We start from the raw sequence: 16,871 nt of genomic DNA on the forward strand, positions 1-16,871 counted from the left end.
CGTTATGAAACAAAACAAAAAACTTTTAGTGATGGCTGGTGGTACTGGCGGTCACGTTTTCCCTGGGTTAGCGGTGGCGAAAAAGCTTCAGCAACAAGGTTGGGAAATTCGCTGGTTAGGAACTGCGGACCGAATGGAAGCGGATCTGGTGCCAAAGCATGGTATTGAGATCGACTTCATTAAGGTGAAAGGCCTGCGTGGTCAAGGCATTAGCAAGCTAATTAAAGCGCCGTTCCAGATTATTAATGCCATACTTCAAGCCAGACGACATATTAAAGCATGGCAACCTGATGTGGTGCTTGGCATGGGTGGTTACGTCAGTGGCCCGGGTGGTATCGCGGCTTGGTTATCTGGTATTCCAGTGGTTCTACATGAACAAAATGCAGTGGCAGGTTTAACCAACCAATGGCTGTCTAAGATTGCTAAAAAGGTTTTCCAAGCTTTTCCTGGTGCGTTTCCTACCGCAGAAGTGGTGGGTAACCCAGTACGCGAAGATGTTGTTGCCTTAGCTGAACCCGAGCAACGCATGGCTGAGCGTGATGGTGACATCCGCATCTTGGTTATGGGCGGCAGTCAGGGCGCAAAAATCCTGAACGATACCTTGCCAGTAACGATGGCGCAGCTTGGTGAAGGTTTCACTGTGGTGCATCAAGCAGGTAAGAACAATCAACAGCAAGTGATTGAACAATACAAATCACATTCTGTAGATAATGTTCAAGTGACTGAATTTATTGATGATGTGGCGCAAGCTTATGAGTGGGCAGATCTATTAGTGTGTCGCTCTGGTGCATTAACCGTATCTGAAGTGTCTGCTGCTGGTGTAGGTTCTATTTTCGTTCCGTTTATGCACAAAGACAGACAACAAGCGTTGAATGCCGATCATTTAGTAGAATGTGGCGCGGCGTTAATGATTGAACAGCCTCAACTAACGGCTGATAAGCTCGCGAACACTATCGCGCAGCTTGATAGAAATGAATTAAAAATGATGGCAACAAAAGCTCGTCAAGCCGCCAAGCTTGATGCTGATGTGACTGTCGCTGAAGCGATTAAAGCTTTAGCAAAATAATGAGATTGAATTGATGACGATTGAACATACCCAAGACTTAGCGCAAATCCGTGCAATGGTGCCAGAGATGCGCCGTGTTAAATCTATCCACTTCATTGGTATTGGTGGTGCCGGAATGAGCGGGATTGCTGAAGTCTTGCTTAATGAAGGCTACCAGATCACAGGTTCTGATATTGCTCAAAACCCAGTGACAGAACGCTTAGTTAGCAAGGGGGCTACTGTTTACGTTGGTCACCAAGCAAGTAACGTTGCCGATGCAAGTGTTGTGGTGGTTTCAACCGCTATCAACGAAGAAAACCCAGAAATTATTGCTGCTCGTGAAGCGCGCACACCGATCGTACGTCGTGCTGAAATGCTGGCTGAGCTGATGCGTTTTCGTCACGGCATTGCTGTGGCAGGTACACACGGTAAAACAACCACGACTGCGCTAGTGACACAGATTTACTCTGAAGCAGGCCTAGATCCAACCTTCGTAAACGGTGGTTTGGTGAAAAGTGCAGGTACTAACGCACGTTTAGGTTCGAGCCGTATTCTTATCGCTGAAGCTGATGAAAGTGATGCGTCATTCTTACATCTGCAACCAATGGTTAGTATCGTCACTAACATTGAAGCGGATCATATGGACACTTACGGCGGCGATTTTGAAACGCTGAAGCAGACGTTTATTGATTTCTTACACAACCTGCCATTCTACGGTCAGGCTGTGATGTGTGTTGATGATCCTGTAGTGCGTGAGCTTATTCCTCAGGTTAGCCGCCAAGTGATTACTTACGGTTTCTCAGAAGATGCGGATATTCGTATTCAGAACTACGTGCAAGAAGGCCAGCAAGGCAAGTTTACGGTGGTACGTGAAGGTAAAGCTAACCTTGATATCACGTTAAACATTCCGGGTCGTCACAATGCATTGAATGCCTCAGCAGCGATTGCTGTTGCAACAGAAGATGACATTAGCGATGAAGCGATTCTAAAAGCGATGGCGGGAACCGAAGGTACTGGTCGTCGTTTCGATCATCTAGGTGAGTACGAAACAGGTAAAGGCGTTGCAATGCTGGTTGATGATTACGGTCATCACCCAACCGAAGTGGACGTGACCATTCAAGCTGCACGAAGTGGCTGGACTGATAAACGTCTTGTTATGATCTTCCAACCGCACCGTTACAGCCGTACTCGTGATCTGTATGATGATTTTGCGAACGTTCTTGAACAAGTTGATGTCCTAATTCTGTTAGATGTTTATTCTGCAGGTGAGAAACCTATTGCAGGGGCTGACGGGCGTTCATTAAGTCGAACTATTCGCGGGCGTGGTAAGATAGATCCAATCTTTGTTGCCGATATCAACGCACTGCCATCGGCTTTAGCCAACGTAATTCAAGGCGGTGACCTTGTTTTAACGCAGGGTGCGGGCGACGTTGGCCGTGTAGCGAAGCAGTTGGAATCATTGCAGTTAGACATTAATAAGATGCAGAACGCGTAACAGAATACTGTCTACAGACTGTGGTCAATCGCTCACTTCTTGCGATTGACCTAAAATTGACCAAAAATCTTATTATCAACGTTTGATAGTTTAGTTTTGCTCAGTATAATTCATAGGTTAAAGTAAGTGCTTTTACCTCTATTACGAAGATAGGGAATAGAATTGCGAACCAACGACAGGGAATGCGGGCTTTGGTAGAAAGTACTTTTAGCGAAAACCGCCACCTATTCAGTTTACCGTCGCTCAAGAAACACGCCTTAGGCGGGTCTTTTTTTGTCATGGTATTGCTATTCATTGGATTTCTTTTCTATACCACACTGACTTGGATGTGGGACGATCAGCGATTGCCTCTCTCCAAAATAGTACTGCAAGGCGACTTAACTTATGTAACCGCTGGTGATGTTCAACATGCCTTTGGCGAGCTAGAGCATATTGGAACATTCATGTCTCAAGATATTGGCGTGTTGCAACACAGTTTAGAAGCGTTGCCTTGGGTTTCTGTTGTCTCGATTCGTAAGCAGTGGCCAGACACAATAAAAGTATTTTTGACTGAGTATCATGCAGCAGCTATCTGGAATGGCAATATGCTGTTGAATGAAGATGGTCAGGTGTTTAATGGTGATATTGGCCTTTTGAAGGGTGATAGAGTTAAACTTTACGGTCCAGATGGCACTAGCCAACAAGTGATTGAAAAGTGGCGACAGATAACGCCTTTAATTAACAGCCTAGGGTTAACCGTTACCTCGCTCGTTCTCAATGAGCGTCGCGCCTGGCAAATCATTCTAGACAACGGTATTCGTTTAGAATTAGGTAAAGATTTTTTAGATGAGCGTGTTGAGCGCTTTATTTCGCTTTACAACGAATTAGGTAGTAAGGCGAATCAAGTGAGCTACATCGACCTCAGGTACGATACGGGAGCCGCTGTAGGCTGGTTTCCAGAGCAAGAGTTAGAAGAGAGTACAGATGACTAAGACCGCAGATGACAACATAATCGTTGGTCTTGATATAGGCACTGCGACCATATCAGCTCTAGTTGGTGAAATATTGCCTGATGGTCAAATCAATATCATTGGTTCTGGGCAAAGCCCATCCAGAGGTATGGATAAAGGTGGTGTAAACGACCTAGAGTCGGTAGTTAAGTCGGTTCAGCGAGCTATTGATCAAGCAGAGTTGATGGCGGAATGCCAAATCAGCAATGTATTTATCTCGCTATCGGGTAAACATATCGCAAGCCGAATTGAAAAAGGTATGGGCACTATCTCTGATGAAGAAGTGTCTCAAGACGATATGGATCGAGCGATCCATACCGCGAAATCAATTAAAATAGGTGATGAGCAGAGAATTCTGCACGTGATCCCACAAGAATTTACCATTGATTATCAAGAAGGGATTAAGAACCCTCTTGGTTTATCTGGTGTTCGAATGGAAGTCAGTGTTCACCTAATTTCTTGCCATAGCGACATGGCGAGAAACATTATTAAAGCTGTTGAACGATGTGGTCTCACTGTAGAACAAATCGTGTTTTCAGGACTTGCCTCAAGTAATGCGGTAATTACTGACGACGAGAGAGAGCTTGGAGTCTGTGTTGTTGATATTGGTGCTGGTACGATGGATATTTCCATTTGGACTGGCGGCGCACTGCGACACACAGAAGTCTTTTCCTACGCAGGAAATGCAGTAACCAGTGATATTGCCTTCGCTTTTGGCACGCCAGTGAGCGATGCTGAAGAGATAAAAGTAAACCATGGTTGCGCTCTGAGTGAACTCGTAAGCAAGGATGATTCTGTTAACGTCCCTAGTGTAGGTGGCCGTCCATCGAGAAGTTTGCAAAGACAAACTTTGTCGGAAGTGATTGAACCACGTTACACTGAACTTATGGGGCTCGTTAACCAAACTATTGATACGGTTCAATTACAGCTACGAGATGAAGGTATTAAACACCACCTTGCAGCTGGCGTCGTTCTCACTGGTGGAGCGGCACAAATTGACGGATTGGTAGAGTGTGCGGAACGTGTTTTCCGCAATCAAGTTCGAGTTGGTAAGCCGTTAGAAGTTAGTGGTTTAACCGACTATGTTAAAGAGCCGTATCATTCTACGGCGGTTGGTTTACTTCATTACGCAAGAGATTGTCAGATCAGCGATGAAGGTGATTACAGCGAACCTAAGCGTTCAGCACCTTCTATGTCTGGTTTATTTGGTAAATTGCGTAATTGGATACAAAAAGAGTTTTAACCTGAGTTGCAGGAAAAAACGGAGATAACACATGTTTGAACCGATGATGGAAATGTCTGACGATGCAGTAATTAAAGTCGTTGGAGTTGGTGGCGGTGGCGGTAACGCTGTTGAGCACATGGTGCGTGAATCAATCGAAGGTGTAGAATTCATCAGTGTTAACACTGATGCACAAGCACTTCGTAAAACAAGCGTTAGCAGCGTGATCCAAATTGGTGGTGATATCACTAAAGGTTTGGGCGCTGGTGCAAACCCACAAGTAGGCCGTGATGCAGCTCTCGAAGATCGAGAAAGAATTAAAGAAGTTCTAACTGGCGCCGATATGGTATTTATCGCAGCTGGTATGGGCGGTGGTACGGGGACAGGTGCTGCTCCAGTTATTGCTGAAGTTGCGAAAGAGCTGGGTGTGCTAACGGTTGCTGTTGTAACTAAGCCATTTAGCTTCGAAGGCAAAAAGCGTTTAGCGTTTGCTGAGCAAGGCATCGAAGAGCTTTCTAAGCATGTGGATTCTTTAATTACGATTCCAAATGAAAAGCTACTTAAGGTACTTGGCCGCGGCGTCACTCTGCTAGAAGCTTTCGCAAGTGCAAATGATGTACTTAAAAATGCTGTACAAGGTATCGCTGAGCTAATTACTCGCCCTGGTATGATTAACGTCGATTTCGCGGATGTTCGCACCGTGATGTCAGAGATGGGTCATGCAATGATGGGTAGCGGTATCGCAAAAGGTGAAGACCGTGCTGAAGAAGCTGCTGAAACGGCAATTTCTAGCCCACTACTAGAAGACATCGACCTAGCTGGCGCTCGTGGCGTTCTTGTGAACATCACAGCGGGCCTAGATATGCGCTTAGATGAATTCGAAACAGTAGGTAATACAGTTAAGGCATTCGCATCTGATAACGCAACAGTTGTGATTGGTACTTCTCTAGACCCTGATATGACGGATGAAATCCGTGTAACTGTTGTAGCAACAGGTATCGGCACAGAGAAAAAACCAGACATTACATTAGTTGCTGGTGGTAAAGCTAAGGTTGCACCAACTCCTCAACCACAGGTCGCGGCTCAAACTGCACCAAAAGTGGAAGATAAAGTGGCACAACCATTGCAAGAGAAAACTGAGGTAAAACCTCAAGTTAAGCCGCAGCCAACAACGTCACCTGTTTCTTCAGGTACAGGCGCTAGCCAAAGTGCAGCACCTAAAGCTGAGAAAGAGAGTGGATACTTAGATATTCCGGCATTCTTACGACGTCAGGCTGATTAACAAATACCCAAAGTTTGACTATCGTCGAATTAATGGTAAAATTCGCGGTCGGTAAATACTGACCGTGATTTGTAGCACTGATAACGAGGCAAGCAGATGATCAGACAACGTACTCTGAAAGAAATTGTGAAAACAACTGGTGTGGGTCTCCACTCTGGTCGTAAAGTCACACTTACTCTTCGCCCGGCAGCTGCAAATACAGGTATTGTTTATCGTCGTACAGATGTAAATCCACCTGTAGATTTCCCAGCTGATCCAGCGTCAGTTCGTGACACTATGTTATGTACTGCTCTTGTTAATGACGAAGGCGTACGTATCTCTACAGTGGAACACCTTAACGCAGCTCTAGCGGGTATGGGTATCGACAACATTATTGTTGAAGTCGATGCACCAGAGATCCCAATTATGGATGGTAGCGCAAGCCCATTCGTATACTTGCTACAGCAAGCGGGTGTAGAAACACTGAATGCAGCGAAACGTTTTATTCGAATCAAAAAGCCAATCCGTTTTGAAGATGGCGATAAGTGGGCAGAGTTTGTGCCATTTAACGGCTTCCGTATGGACTTCGAAATCGAATTCAACCATCCAGCAATTGAATCTGATGAACAGCACCTGTTGTTTGATTTTTCTTCACAAGGCTTTGTGAAAGAAATTTCTCGTGCTCGTACCTTCGGCTTCATGCGTGATATTGAATATCTACAATCACAAAACTTGTGTTTGGGTGGTAGCTTTGATTGCGCAATAGTACTAGACGAATACCGAATTCTTAATGAAGAAGGTCTACGTTTCGAAAACGAGTTCGTAACGCATAAAGTGCTAGATGCGATTGGTGACCTTTACATGTGTGGACACGCTATTATCGGTGAGTTCCGTGCATACAAATCAGGTCACGGCCTAAATAATCAACTACTACGCGCAGTACTTGCTGATGCAGAAGCTTGGGAATGGGCAACATTCGAAGAAGAAGTTGGTTCTCCTGTTGCGTTTGCCGAACCAGGAATGGTTCTAGCGTAATTGTTGTTTACGACAATATAAGATTTTGAAAACCAGGTCATTGACCTGGTTTTTTTGTATCTATTTTCCAGATACAGTGTCGTCAGTATTTAAAAGTTGCCTAGTATTTGGCTACAGTCTGGCTAATCCATCAACAATTAGAAAGAAAAGTACCAAGCACATCAAACAAATGGGGTTATAAATGGTCGTTGGTGTGAAAATTACTTACACTAGAGGGCATTAATTTTAACGAAAGCCTTGAAAACTCTACTCTCAAGTACAATATCAAAGATACTAGATTTATCTCAGTATCCTTGGTTAGTAACTAAAGACTAGTTTATAGCTAGTAGAGACTGACGGCATTTAAAATAGATCGCGGACGATCTGAGAACGAAGAGATTCCAAGCACATGATTACTAAGCTGCTGACAAAGGTAATTGGCAGTCGCAATGACAGAACACTGCGCCGCCTTAGAAAAATTGTAAAAGAAATTAATAACTTCGAACCAACGTTTGAAGCTCTTTCAGACGATGAGCTAAAAGCAAAAACGGTTGAGTTTCGCGAGCGCTTAGATAAAGGTGAATCGTTAGATCAACTTCTACCTGAAGCATTCGCTACGGTACGTGAAGCGTCGAAGCGTGTTTACGGCATGCGTCATTTTGACGTGCAAATGATTGGTGGCATGGTTCTAAATGCTGGCCAAATTGCAGAGATGCGTACTGGTGAAGGTAAGACACTTACCGCAACCCTACCAGCTTATCTAAACGCGCTACCAAGCAAAGGTGTGCACGTAATAACGGTGAACGATTACCTAGCGAAGCGTGATGCGGAAACAAACCGTCCATTATTTGAATTCCTTGGCATGACTGTTGGCGTGAATGTGGCAAACATGGCTCCGCCAGAGAAAAAAGAAGCGTACCAAGCTGACATCCTATACGGAACAAACAACGAGTTTGGTTTTGATTACCTTCGTGACAACATGGCTTTTCGTGCTGAAGACCGAGTTCAACGTGAGCGCTTCTTCGCTGTAGTCGATGAGGTTGACTCAATCTTAATTGATGAAGCTCGTACTCCGTTAATTATCTCTGGCCCAGCTGAAGATAGTTCTGACCTTTATACGCGCATTAACACTCTAATTCCTTCTCTAGAGCGTCAAGATAAAGAAGATTCAGAAGAGTACCGTGGTGAAGGTCACTACACCATGGACGAAAAATCAAAACAGGTTCACCTGACTGAAAACGGTCAAGAATTTGTAGAAGAACTAATGGTCAAAAACGGCTTGATGGAAGAGGGTGACACACTTTACTCTCCAACCAATATCAGCCTATTGCACCATGTGAATGCTGCGCTTCGTGCACACGTATTGTTTGAGAAAAACGTCGACTACATCGTTACTGAAGAAGGCGAAGTGGTTATCGTTGATGAACATACTGGTCGTACTATGCCAGGTCGTCGTTGGTCTGAAGGTTTACACCAAGCTGTTGAAGCTAAAGAAGGTGTGAAGATTCAAAATGAAAACCAAACGCTAGCCTCGATTACATTCCAGAACTTCTTCCGACTGTACGAAAAACTGTCAGGTATGACAGGTACTGCTGATACTGAAGCTTTCGAATTCCAGTCTATCTACGGCCTAGAAACGGTGGTTATCCCAACCAACAAGCCTATGGTTCGCAACGATATGCCAGATGTGGTTTATCGTACTGAAGAAGACAAGTTCAATGCGATCATTGAAGACATCAAAGACCGTGTTGCGGCTGGTCAGCCATCACTGGTTGGTACGGTTTCTATCGAGAAATCTGAACTGCTGTCTAACGCATTGAAAAAAGCAAAAATTAAGCACAACGTACTAAATGCTAAGTTCCATGAGATGGAAGCTGAGATCGTTGCGCAAGCTGGTATGCCGAGTGCGGTAACTATCGCAACTAACATGGCAGGTCGTGGTACCGATATCGTGTTAGGTGGTAGCTGGCAGGCACAAATTGAGAAGCTAGATAATCCAACGAAAGAGCAGATCGACAAGATCAAAGCTGACTGGAGAGTTATCCACGATACAGTTCTTGAGTCAGGTGGTCTGCACATCATTGGTACTGAGCGTCATGAATCTCGCCGTATCGATAACCAACTACGTGGTCGTTCTGGTCGTCAAGGTGATGCAGGTTCTTCTCGTTTCTACCTATCAATGGAAGATTCTCTGCTACGTATCTTTACGTCTGATCGTATGGCTGGTCTTATCCAAAGTGGTATGGACGAAGGCGAAGCGATTGAATCTAAGATGTTATCTCGCTCAATTGAAAAAGCTCAACGTAAAGTGGAAGGTCGTAACTTCGACATCCGTAAGCAGCTTCTTGAGTACGATGATGTAGCCAATGACCAACGTAAGGTTGTTTATGAGCTACGTGATGAACTGATGAGTTCTGATGACATCAGCGAGATGATCGAACACAACCGTGAAGATGTACTGGCGTCAGTCATTGATGAATACATCGCTCCTCAATCTCTTGAAGACATGTGGGATATCGCGGGTCTGCAAGATCGTCTGAAGAATGACTTCGACCTAGACTTTGATATTCAAGGTTGGTTAGACGAAGACGACAAGCTTTATGAAGAAGCATTGCGTGAGCGCATTCTTGCTATGGCGGTAGATTCGTACAAACAGAAAGAAGAAGTGGTTGGTGCTCAAGTACTGCGTAACTTCGAAAAGTCTGTGATGCTACAAACGCTAGACGGCCTTTGGAAAGAGCACTTGGCTGCGATGGATCACCTTCGTCAAGGTATCCACTTACGTGGTTATGCTCAGAAGAACCCGAAACAAGAGTACAAGCGCGAGTCGTTTGAACTGTTTGAAGGCCTACTAGATGTACTGAAAACAGACGTTGTGACCATCCTTTCTAAAGTTCGTGTTCAGCAACAAGAAGAAGTTGAAAAGATGGAAGCTCAACGTCAAGCTCAAGCTGAACAAGCGGCGCGTCGTGCACAAGCACAACATGCAACGGCTGAAAACCAGCTAGCTGACGATGAAGCGGATGCGGCATCTCCACAAACGGTAGTACGCGATGAGCGTAAAGTGGGTCGTAACGAACCATGTCCATGTGGAAGCGGCAAGAAGTACAAACAGTGTCACGGTAAAATTGACTAAGTTTGGTGAACCTTCGCTGTAACGGATAATTGCAGTGTCGGAGGTACTCACTTACTAACGTAAGCTCCGTGCCTCCTCCTTGCACTTAACGCGTTACAACTTAGCTTCACAAAAACTTACTGCTATTAAAAAGAGTCGCTTAGGCGGCTCTTTTTGTATGTAAATTTCATGACTTATCTTTTTGTCGAAAGGAAAGTCGTCATTCCCTATAGCGAGGAACGAGCGCAGTAGGGAATCTTGTTTGATAGTTTGGCTTAAGGTTGTTGTATTAGCTTCCCAACTCAGTCGTTACTCCTTCTTGAGGATGACGTATTCAGGGGCTGCTTGAGCGAAGCGTTTATTAAGGAACATCATCATATGAAAAGAATCCATATTGTCGCGGGTATTATCTTCAACCAAGATAAGTCACAGGTCTTTATTACTAAACGCCCAGACGACAAGCATAAAGGCGGCTTCTGGGAGTTTCCTGGAGGTAAGGTTGAAGTGGGTGAAACCATTGAACAAGCAATGGCTCGTGAACTTGATGAAGAAATTGGTATTAAGGTGACAGAACAGTCTCTGTTTGAACACTTGGAATTTGATTACACAGATAAGTCGCTTAAGTTTGATTTTATCTTAGTTACTGATTTTGAAGAGCAGCCTTATGGTAAAGAAGGTCAACAAGGTGAATGGGTCGATCTTGAATCATTGAATCAATACGCCTTCCCCGAAGCAAACGTGCCAATTTTAGAGCGAGTAATAAAAGAGTTTTCGTAATTGCTAGCCTGAGTTTGAGATTGTTGTTAGTTTAAAGAGATTAATCGATTGAACGTTGCTGCAAGAGATAAGTGGCAACGGTAACCAAAACAATGGAGATATTCGCAGTGGTAAGAATTGCAATTGCAGGAGCAGCTGGCCGTATGGGTCGTAACTTGGTGAAAGCCGCTCACCATAATTCAGAAGCAAGCGTTGGTGCTGGTTCAGAACGTCCAGAATCATCTTTGGTCGGTGTTGACGTCGGCGAGTTATGCGGTGAAGGTCGTTTTGATGTGGCTCTAGTTGATGACCTTTCGAAAGCGATTGAACAGTTTGACGTGATCGTCGACTTTACCGCACCTGTAAGCACATTAGCGAATATTGAACTTTGTAAACGTCACGGTAAAAAACTGATCATCGGCACTACGGGTTTCTCTGAAGAAGAAAAGCAGGTTATCGATGCGGCTTCAAAAGAGATGGCTATCGTAATGGCACCGAACTATAGCGTTGGTGTGAACTTGGTTTTTAAGTTGTTAGAGAAGGCCGCTAAAGTGATGGGCGATTACTGTGATGTCGAGATCGTTGAGGCTCATCACCGTCATAAAGTCGATGCGCCTTCTGGTACTGCAATTGGTATGGGCGAAGCGATCGCTGGTGCGATGGGCAATGAGCTAAACGATGTCGCAGTCTGGTCACGCGAAGGCATTACGGGCGAGCGTACCAAAGATGAGATCGGTTTTGCGACAATTCGTGCCGGTGACATTATTGGTGAGCATACCGCTATGTTTGCTGATATCGGTGAGCGAGTAGAAATTACCCATAAAGCAACGGATAGAATGACCTTTGCCAATGGCGCAATCAAGGCCGCAGTTTGGTTAAATGATAAACCAGCAGGCTTTTATACCATGACAGACGTCCTTGGTTTGAATGACCTGTAAATAGATATTTATGCGCTGGCAATTGCCGGCGCTTTCTTTATTTGCCCCTTTTTTCTACTTAAACTCCTCTTGGTCACTTTCTTCTTATTCTCCGATTTTCCTGATTAGAACTGCATTTAGTTGTTGTTTATCGCTGTTTGGTTGTTATTTTTGATTTAAAGCTTTAAATCTACGTGCTTACTCATTGTATTTATCGATTGCGTTTTGTTGGTGATATTTTTGCCACCTAACGGTGGGTGAAAATGACGGGAGAAAATTAGAAAATCGTAATATTCCTATTAATAGAGTATGAAAGTTGAACTTTTGAAGCTTTGATGGGGAAAATTGAATTAGTTATTACAAATGTTTAATTTCTTTTGCGTTAAATGTTGACACGTATCACGCAGATCACTAAAATACCGCCAATTTGTCTAATTTCCATAAACACGCAGTTTTTGGTGTTGCAGGAAGGTAGATTTGCAAATTAAATCAATTTTAATGCATTTTTATTTCTGGAGGTTGTCTTGAAGAAGTCAGCACTACTCGTCCTAGAAGATGGGACAGTATTTCACGGTGAAGCCATTGGCGCTGTAGGTTCTGCAGTTGGTGAAGTCGTTTTTAATACCTCGATGACGGGGTACCAAGAAATCCTCACTGATCCTTCCTATTCTCAACAAATCGTTACCCTTACTTACCCTCACATTGGCAATACCGGAACCAATTCCGAAGATGAAGAATCTTCTTCAATCCACGCTCAAGGCCTTGTGATTCGCGATCTCCCTCTAATCGCTTCTAACTTCCGTAATGAACAATCCCTTTCTGATTACCTTAAGTCGCAAAACGTTGTTGGTATCGCTGATATCGATACTCGTAAGCTGACGCGTATTCTTCGTGAAAAAGGCGCACAGAACGGTTGTATCGTAGCTGGCTCTTCAGTAAATGATGGAAATTTAGACGAAGCTTTGGCTCTAGCTAAAGCAAAAGAATTCCCTGGCCTGAAAGGTATGGACCTTGCGAAAGAAGTTACAACAAAAGAAGCGTATCAATGGAAACAAGGTTCGTGGACGCTTACGGGTGGACTTCCTGAAGCGAAAGCAGACTCTGAATTGCCATACCACGTTGTTGCTTATGACTTCGGTGCAAAACGAAACATCTTACGAATGCTTGTTGACCGCGGCTGCCGCCTAACGGTTGTTCCTGCTGAGACTTCTGCTGAAGAAGTACTTGCTCTGAACCCAGACGGTGTTTTCCTTTCAAATGGCCCTGGTGACCCAGAACCATGTACTTACGCAATTGAAGCAACAAAAGTGTTCCTAGAAAAAGGTTTACCAATCTTTGGTATCTGTCTAGGTCACCAGATTCTTGCTCTTGCGTCAGGCGCTAAGACAGTGAAAATGAAGTTTGGTCACCACGGTGCAAACCACCCGGTTAAAGATTTAGATCGTGATGTTGTGATGATTACTTCACAAAACCACGGCTTTGCTGCTGACGAAGATACGCTTCCAGAGACATTACGAGCGACTCATAAGTCTCTATTTGATGGTTCTCTACAAGGTATCCACCGTACAGACAAACCAGCATTTAGCTTCCAAGGTCACCCAGAAGCAAGTCCAGGTCCAGAAGATGCGGCGCCGCTATTCGACCACTTCATTGAATTAATTAACCAGTCTGTTGCAAACAAACAAGACAAAGCGTAATCCGGAGTAGTAGATAATGCCAAAACGTACTGACATTAAAAGTGTTCTAATTCTAGGTGCTGGTCCGATTGTTATCGGTCAAGCATGTGAGTTTGATTACTCTGGTGCTCAAGCTTGTAAAGCACTTCGCGAAGAAGGTTACCGAGTTATTCTTGTAAACTCGAACCCAGCGACAATCATGACTGACCCAGACATGGCTGATGCGACTTACATCGAACCTATCCAATGGGAAGTGGTTCGTAACATCATCGCTAAAGAGAAGCCTGATGCAGTTTTACCGACAATGGGCGGCCAAACTGCACTTAACTGTGCGTTAGATTTAGAAAAATACGGCGTACTTGAAGAGTTCGGCGTAGAGATGATTGGCGCAACTGCTGACGCTATCGATAAAGCTGAAGACCGCTCTCGTTTTGATAAAGCAATGAAAGCTATTGGTCTTGAGTGTCCAACGGCTGATACAGCGAAAACGATGGAAGAAGCTTACAAAGTTCAAGAAATGGTTGGTTTCCCTTGTATCATTCGTCCATCGTTTACGATGGGTGGTACAGGCGGTGGTATCGCTTATAACAAAGAAGAATTTGAAGAAATTTGTCGTCGTGGTCTGGATCTTTCTCCAACCAACGAACTTCTAATCGATGAGTCACTTATCGGTTGGAAAGAGTATGAGATGGAAGTGGTTCGCGACAAGAACGACAACTGCATCATCGTATGTGCGATTGAAAACTTTGACCCAATGGGTATTCACACTGGTGACTCGATCACTGTGGCTCCTGCTCAAACGCTAACAGACAAAGAATATCAACTAATGCGTAACGCTTCTCTAGCGGTACTGCGTGAGATTGGTGTTGAAACGGGTGGCTCAAACGTACAGTTTGGTATTAACCCGAAAGATGGCCGTATGGTTATCATCGAGATGAACCCACGTGTATCTCGTTCTTCTGCACTTGCTTCTAAAGCAACAGGTTTCCCAATCGCTAAGATTGCAGCGAAACTGGCTGTTGGCTTTACGCTAGACGAGCTAATGAATGACATCACTGGTGGCGCAACACCAGCATCATTCGAACCAACAATCGATTACGTTGTAACTAAGATTCCTCGTTTTAACTTCGAGAAGTTTGCAGGTGCTAACGACCGTCTAACGACTCAAATGAAGTCGGTTGGTGAAGTTATGGCTATCGGTCGTAACCAACAAGAATCTCTACAGAAAGCACTTCGCGGTCTAGAAGTTGGCGCAACTGGTTTTGACGAAATGGTCGACCTAGATGCACCTGACGCACTAACGACGATTCGCCATGAGCTTAAAGAAGCTGGTTCTGACCGTATTTGGTACATCGCAGATGCTTTCCGTGCTGGTATGTCAGTTGATGGTGTATTCAACCTAACGCAAATTGACCGTTGGTTCCTAGTTCAAATCGAAGACATCGTAAAACTAGAGCAAGAACTTAAAGCGAAAGGCTTTGCTGGTCTGAATAAAGACGAGCTAATGAAGCTTAAGCGTAAAGGTTTTGCTGATGCTCGCCTGTCTAAGATTCTAGGTGTGGCTGAAAGTGAAATTCGTCGTCTACGTGACCAATACGATATTCACCCAGTCTACAAGCGTGTAGATACGTGTGCGGCTGAGTTCTCTTCTGATACGGCTTACATGTACTCATCTTACGATGACGAATGTGAATCGAACCCAACAGACAAAGAGAAAATCATGATCTTAGGCGGCGGTCCAAACCGTATCGGCCAAGGTATTGAATTCGATTACTGTTGTGTACATGCATCTCTAGCACTACGTGAAGATGGCTACGAAACAATCATGGTTAACTGTAACCCTGAGACAGTTTCGACAGACTATGATACGTCTGACCGTCTGTACTTTGAACCAGTAACTCTGGAAGACGTACTAGCAATCGTTCGTGTTGAGAAGCCAAAAGGTGTTATCGTTCAGTACGGTGGTCAAACACCACTGAAACTGGCTCGTGAGCTTGAAGCTGCTGGCGTACCAATCATTGGTACTAGCCCAGACGCAATCGACCGTGCAGAAGACCGTGAGCGTTTCCAAGTTGCTGTTGACCGTCTTGGTCTTCTACAACCAGAAAACGCGACAGTAACAACAATGGAGCAAGCGGTAGAGAAATCTCGCGAAATCGGTTTCCCATTGGTTGTTCGTCCTTCTTATGTTCTTGGTGGTCGAGCGATGGAAATCGTATACGACGAGCAAGACTTACGCCGCTACTTCAACGAAGCAGTTAGCGTTTCAAACGAATCTCCAGTACTACTTGATAGCTTCCTAGACGATGCTGTTGAAGTGGACGTTGATGCGATTTGTGACGGTGAGCGCGTTGTTATTGCGGGTATCATGGAGCATATCGAGCAAGCGGGTGTTCACTCAGGTGACTCAGCATGTTCTCTTCCGGCTTACACGTTAAGCCAAGAAATCCAAGACGTAATGCGTGAGCAAGTTGAAAAGCTAGCGTTCGAGTTGGGTGTTCGTGGTCTAATGAATACGCAGTTTGCTGTTAAGAACAACCAAGTGTACCTAATCGAGGTTAACCCTCGTGCCGCACGTACAGTACCGTTTGTATCGAAAGCAACAGGCGCAGCAGTCGCTAAGATTGCAGCTCGTGTTATGGCGGGTCAATCGCTAGAGTCTCAAGGCTTTACGAAAGAAATCATCCCACCATACTACTCAGTGAAAGAAGTGGTACTTCCGTTCAACAAATTCCCTGGTGTTGACCCACTATTAGGCCCAGAAATGCGCTCTACTGGTGAAGTTATGGGTGTTGGTGCAACGTTTGCTGAAGCATACTCTAAAGCTGAATTGGGTTGTGGCAACATCTACCCAGAAGGCGGCCGTGCACTTCTTTCTGTTCGTGAAGGCGACAAAGAGCGCGTTGTTGACCTAGCATCTAAGCTATCTAAGCTTGGTTACCAGCTAGACGCAACACACGGTACTGCAGTTATCCTTGGCGAAGCGGGCATTAACCCACGTCTAGTAAACAAGGTACACGAAGGTCGTCCTCACATTCTTGACCGTATCAAGAACAACGAGTACACGTACATCGTGAACACTGCGGCTGGCCGTCAAGCGATTGAAGATTCTAAAGTTCTTCGTCGTGGCGCATTGGCTGAGAAAGTGAACTACACGACTACGCTAAACGCAGCATTCGCGACTTGTATGGCGCACACTGCAGACGCAAAAACGTCAGTAACTTCAGTTCAAGAGCTACACGCACAAGTTAAAGCTTCTCTAGCTTAATAGACTAACGCGTATCGCTGTTAAGCGGATATAAATGCTCAAAGCCCACTCTTCGGAGTTAATGCCGTTCGGATAAGCATTATTGCTTGAACCTGAACGGATATTTGGCTGGG

The 16,871-nt window shown here is 44.7% G+C and carries 11 protein-coding genes; all 11 read left to right on the plus strand.

Features of this window, described 5'->3' with window-relative positions; translation table 11 throughout:
* Positions 1–4: 4 nt before the first annotated feature.
* The 11 genes from murG (at position 5) to carB (ending at position 16,758) form a co-directional block, all read left to right on the plus strand.
* Complete coding sequence (murG, locus tag AB6C75_RS12755) at positions 5–1,066, plus strand: undecaprenyldiphospho-muramoylpentapeptide beta-N-acetylglucosaminyltransferase (RefSeq protein WP_372107933.1); 1,062 nt, start codon at positions 5–7, stop codon at positions 1,064–1,066.
* A 13-nt stretch (positions 1,067–1,079) separates the two neighbouring features.
* Positions 1,080–2,540 (plus strand): UDP-N-acetylmuramate--L-alanine ligase, encoded by a 1,461-nt coding sequence (gene murC / locus AB6C75_RS12760; RefSeq protein ID WP_135384534.1) that lies wholly within the window; start codon positions 1,080–1,082, stop codon positions 2,538–2,540.
* A gap of 191 nt (positions 2,541–2,731) precedes the next feature.
* Positions 2,732–3,511 (plus strand): cell division protein FtsQ/DivIB, encoded by a 780-nt coding sequence (locus AB6C75_RS12765; protein ID WP_372107934.1) that lies wholly within the window; start codon positions 2,732–2,734, stop codon positions 3,509–3,511.
* Complete coding sequence (gene ftsA / locus AB6C75_RS12770; RefSeq protein WP_004729844.1) at positions 3,504–4,772, plus strand: cell division protein FtsA; 1,269 nt, start codon at positions 3,504–3,506, stop codon at positions 4,770–4,772. Before AB6C75_RS12765 ends, ftsA begins: the two co-directional genes overlap by 8 nt.
* Positions 4,773–4,803: 31 nt before the next feature.
* Positions 4,804–6,033, plus strand: coding sequence for a cell division protein FtsZ (ftsZ, locus tag AB6C75_RS12775; protein ID WP_012603216.1), 1,230 nt, complete (start codon positions 4,804–4,806; stop codon positions 6,031–6,033).
* A gap of 96 nt (positions 6,034–6,129) precedes the next feature.
* Complete coding sequence (lpxC, locus tag AB6C75_RS12780; RefSeq protein WP_009848388.1) at positions 6,130–7,047, plus strand: UDP-3-O-acyl-N-acetylglucosamine deacetylase; 918 nt, start codon at positions 6,130–6,132, stop codon at positions 7,045–7,047.
* A 388-nt stretch (positions 7,048–7,435) separates the two neighbouring features.
* Positions 7,436–10,162 carry a preprotein translocase subunit SecA gene (secA, locus tag AB6C75_RS12785; protein WP_135444447.1) on the plus strand — a complete coding sequence of 909 codons (2,727 nt, stop codon included), beginning with the start codon at positions 7,436–7,438 and terminating at the stop codon, positions 10,160–10,162.
* A 357-nt stretch (positions 10,163–10,519) separates the two neighbouring features.
* Positions 10,520–10,918: an 8-oxo-dGTP diphosphatase MutT gene (mutT, locus tag AB6C75_RS12790; RefSeq protein ID WP_371709197.1), complete on the plus strand. Its 399-nt coding sequence runs from the start codon at positions 10,520–10,522 to the stop codon at positions 10,916–10,918.
* A gap of 92 nt (positions 10,919–11,010) precedes the next feature.
* A complete protein-coding gene (gene dapB, locus AB6C75_RS12795; protein ID WP_020477212.1) occupies positions 11,011–11,835 on the plus strand; it encodes a 4-hydroxy-tetrahydrodipicolinate reductase in 825 nt (274 codons plus the stop codon).
* Between the two features lie 503 nt (positions 11,836–12,338).
* Complete coding sequence (gene carA, locus AB6C75_RS12800; RefSeq protein ID WP_017077691.1) at positions 12,339–13,511, plus strand: glutamine-hydrolyzing carbamoyl-phosphate synthase small subunit; 1,173 nt, start codon at positions 12,339–12,341, stop codon at positions 13,509–13,511.
* A 16-nt stretch (positions 13,512–13,527) separates the two neighbouring features.
* Positions 13,528–16,758, plus strand: coding sequence for a carbamoyl-phosphate synthase large subunit (gene carB, locus AB6C75_RS12805; protein ID WP_372107935.1), 3,231 nt, complete (start codon positions 13,528–13,530; stop codon positions 16,756–16,758).
* The last annotated feature ends 113 nt before the right edge of the window (positions 16,759–16,871 follow it).

Source organism: Vibrio sp. 10N.237.312.B06, assembly GCF_041464685.1.
Taxonomy (GTDB): Bacteria; Pseudomonadota; Gammaproteobacteria; order Enterobacterales; family Vibrionaceae; genus Vibrio; species Vibrio tasmaniensis_A.

Bases quoted from the DNA above. Each gene is read 5' to 3' on its own strand.
- lpxC (WP_009848388.1), top strand. From the start codon at position 6,130: ATGATCAGACAACGTACTCTGAAAGAAATTGTGAAAACAACTGGTGTG.
- mutT (WP_371709197.1), top strand. From the start codon at position 10,520: ATGAAAAGAATCCATATTGTCGCGGGTATTATCTTCAACCAAGATAAG.
- murC (WP_135384534.1), top strand. From the start codon at position 1,080: ATGACGATTGAACATACCCAAGACTTAGCGCAAATCCGTGCAATGGTG.
- ftsA (WP_004729844.1), top strand. From the start codon at position 3,504: ATGACTAAGACCGCAGATGACAACATAATCGTTGGTCTTGATATAGGC.
- secA (WP_135444447.1), top strand. From the start codon at position 7,436: ATGATTACTAAGCTGCTGACAAAGGTAATTGGCAGTCGCAATGACAGA.
- ftsZ (WP_012603216.1), top strand. From the start codon at position 4,804: ATGTTTGAACCGATGATGGAAATGTCTGACGATGCAGTAATTAAAGTC.
- carB (WP_372107935.1), top strand. From the start codon at position 13,528: ATGCCAAAACGTACTGACATTAAAAGTGTTCTAATTCTAGGTGCTGGT.
- murG (WP_372107933.1), top strand. From the start codon at position 5: ATGAAACAAAACAAAAAACTTTTAGTGATGGCTGGTGGTACTGGCGGT.
- dapB (WP_020477212.1), top strand. From the start codon at position 11,011: ATGGAGATATTCGCAGTGGTAAGAATTGCAATTGCAGGAGCAGCTGGC.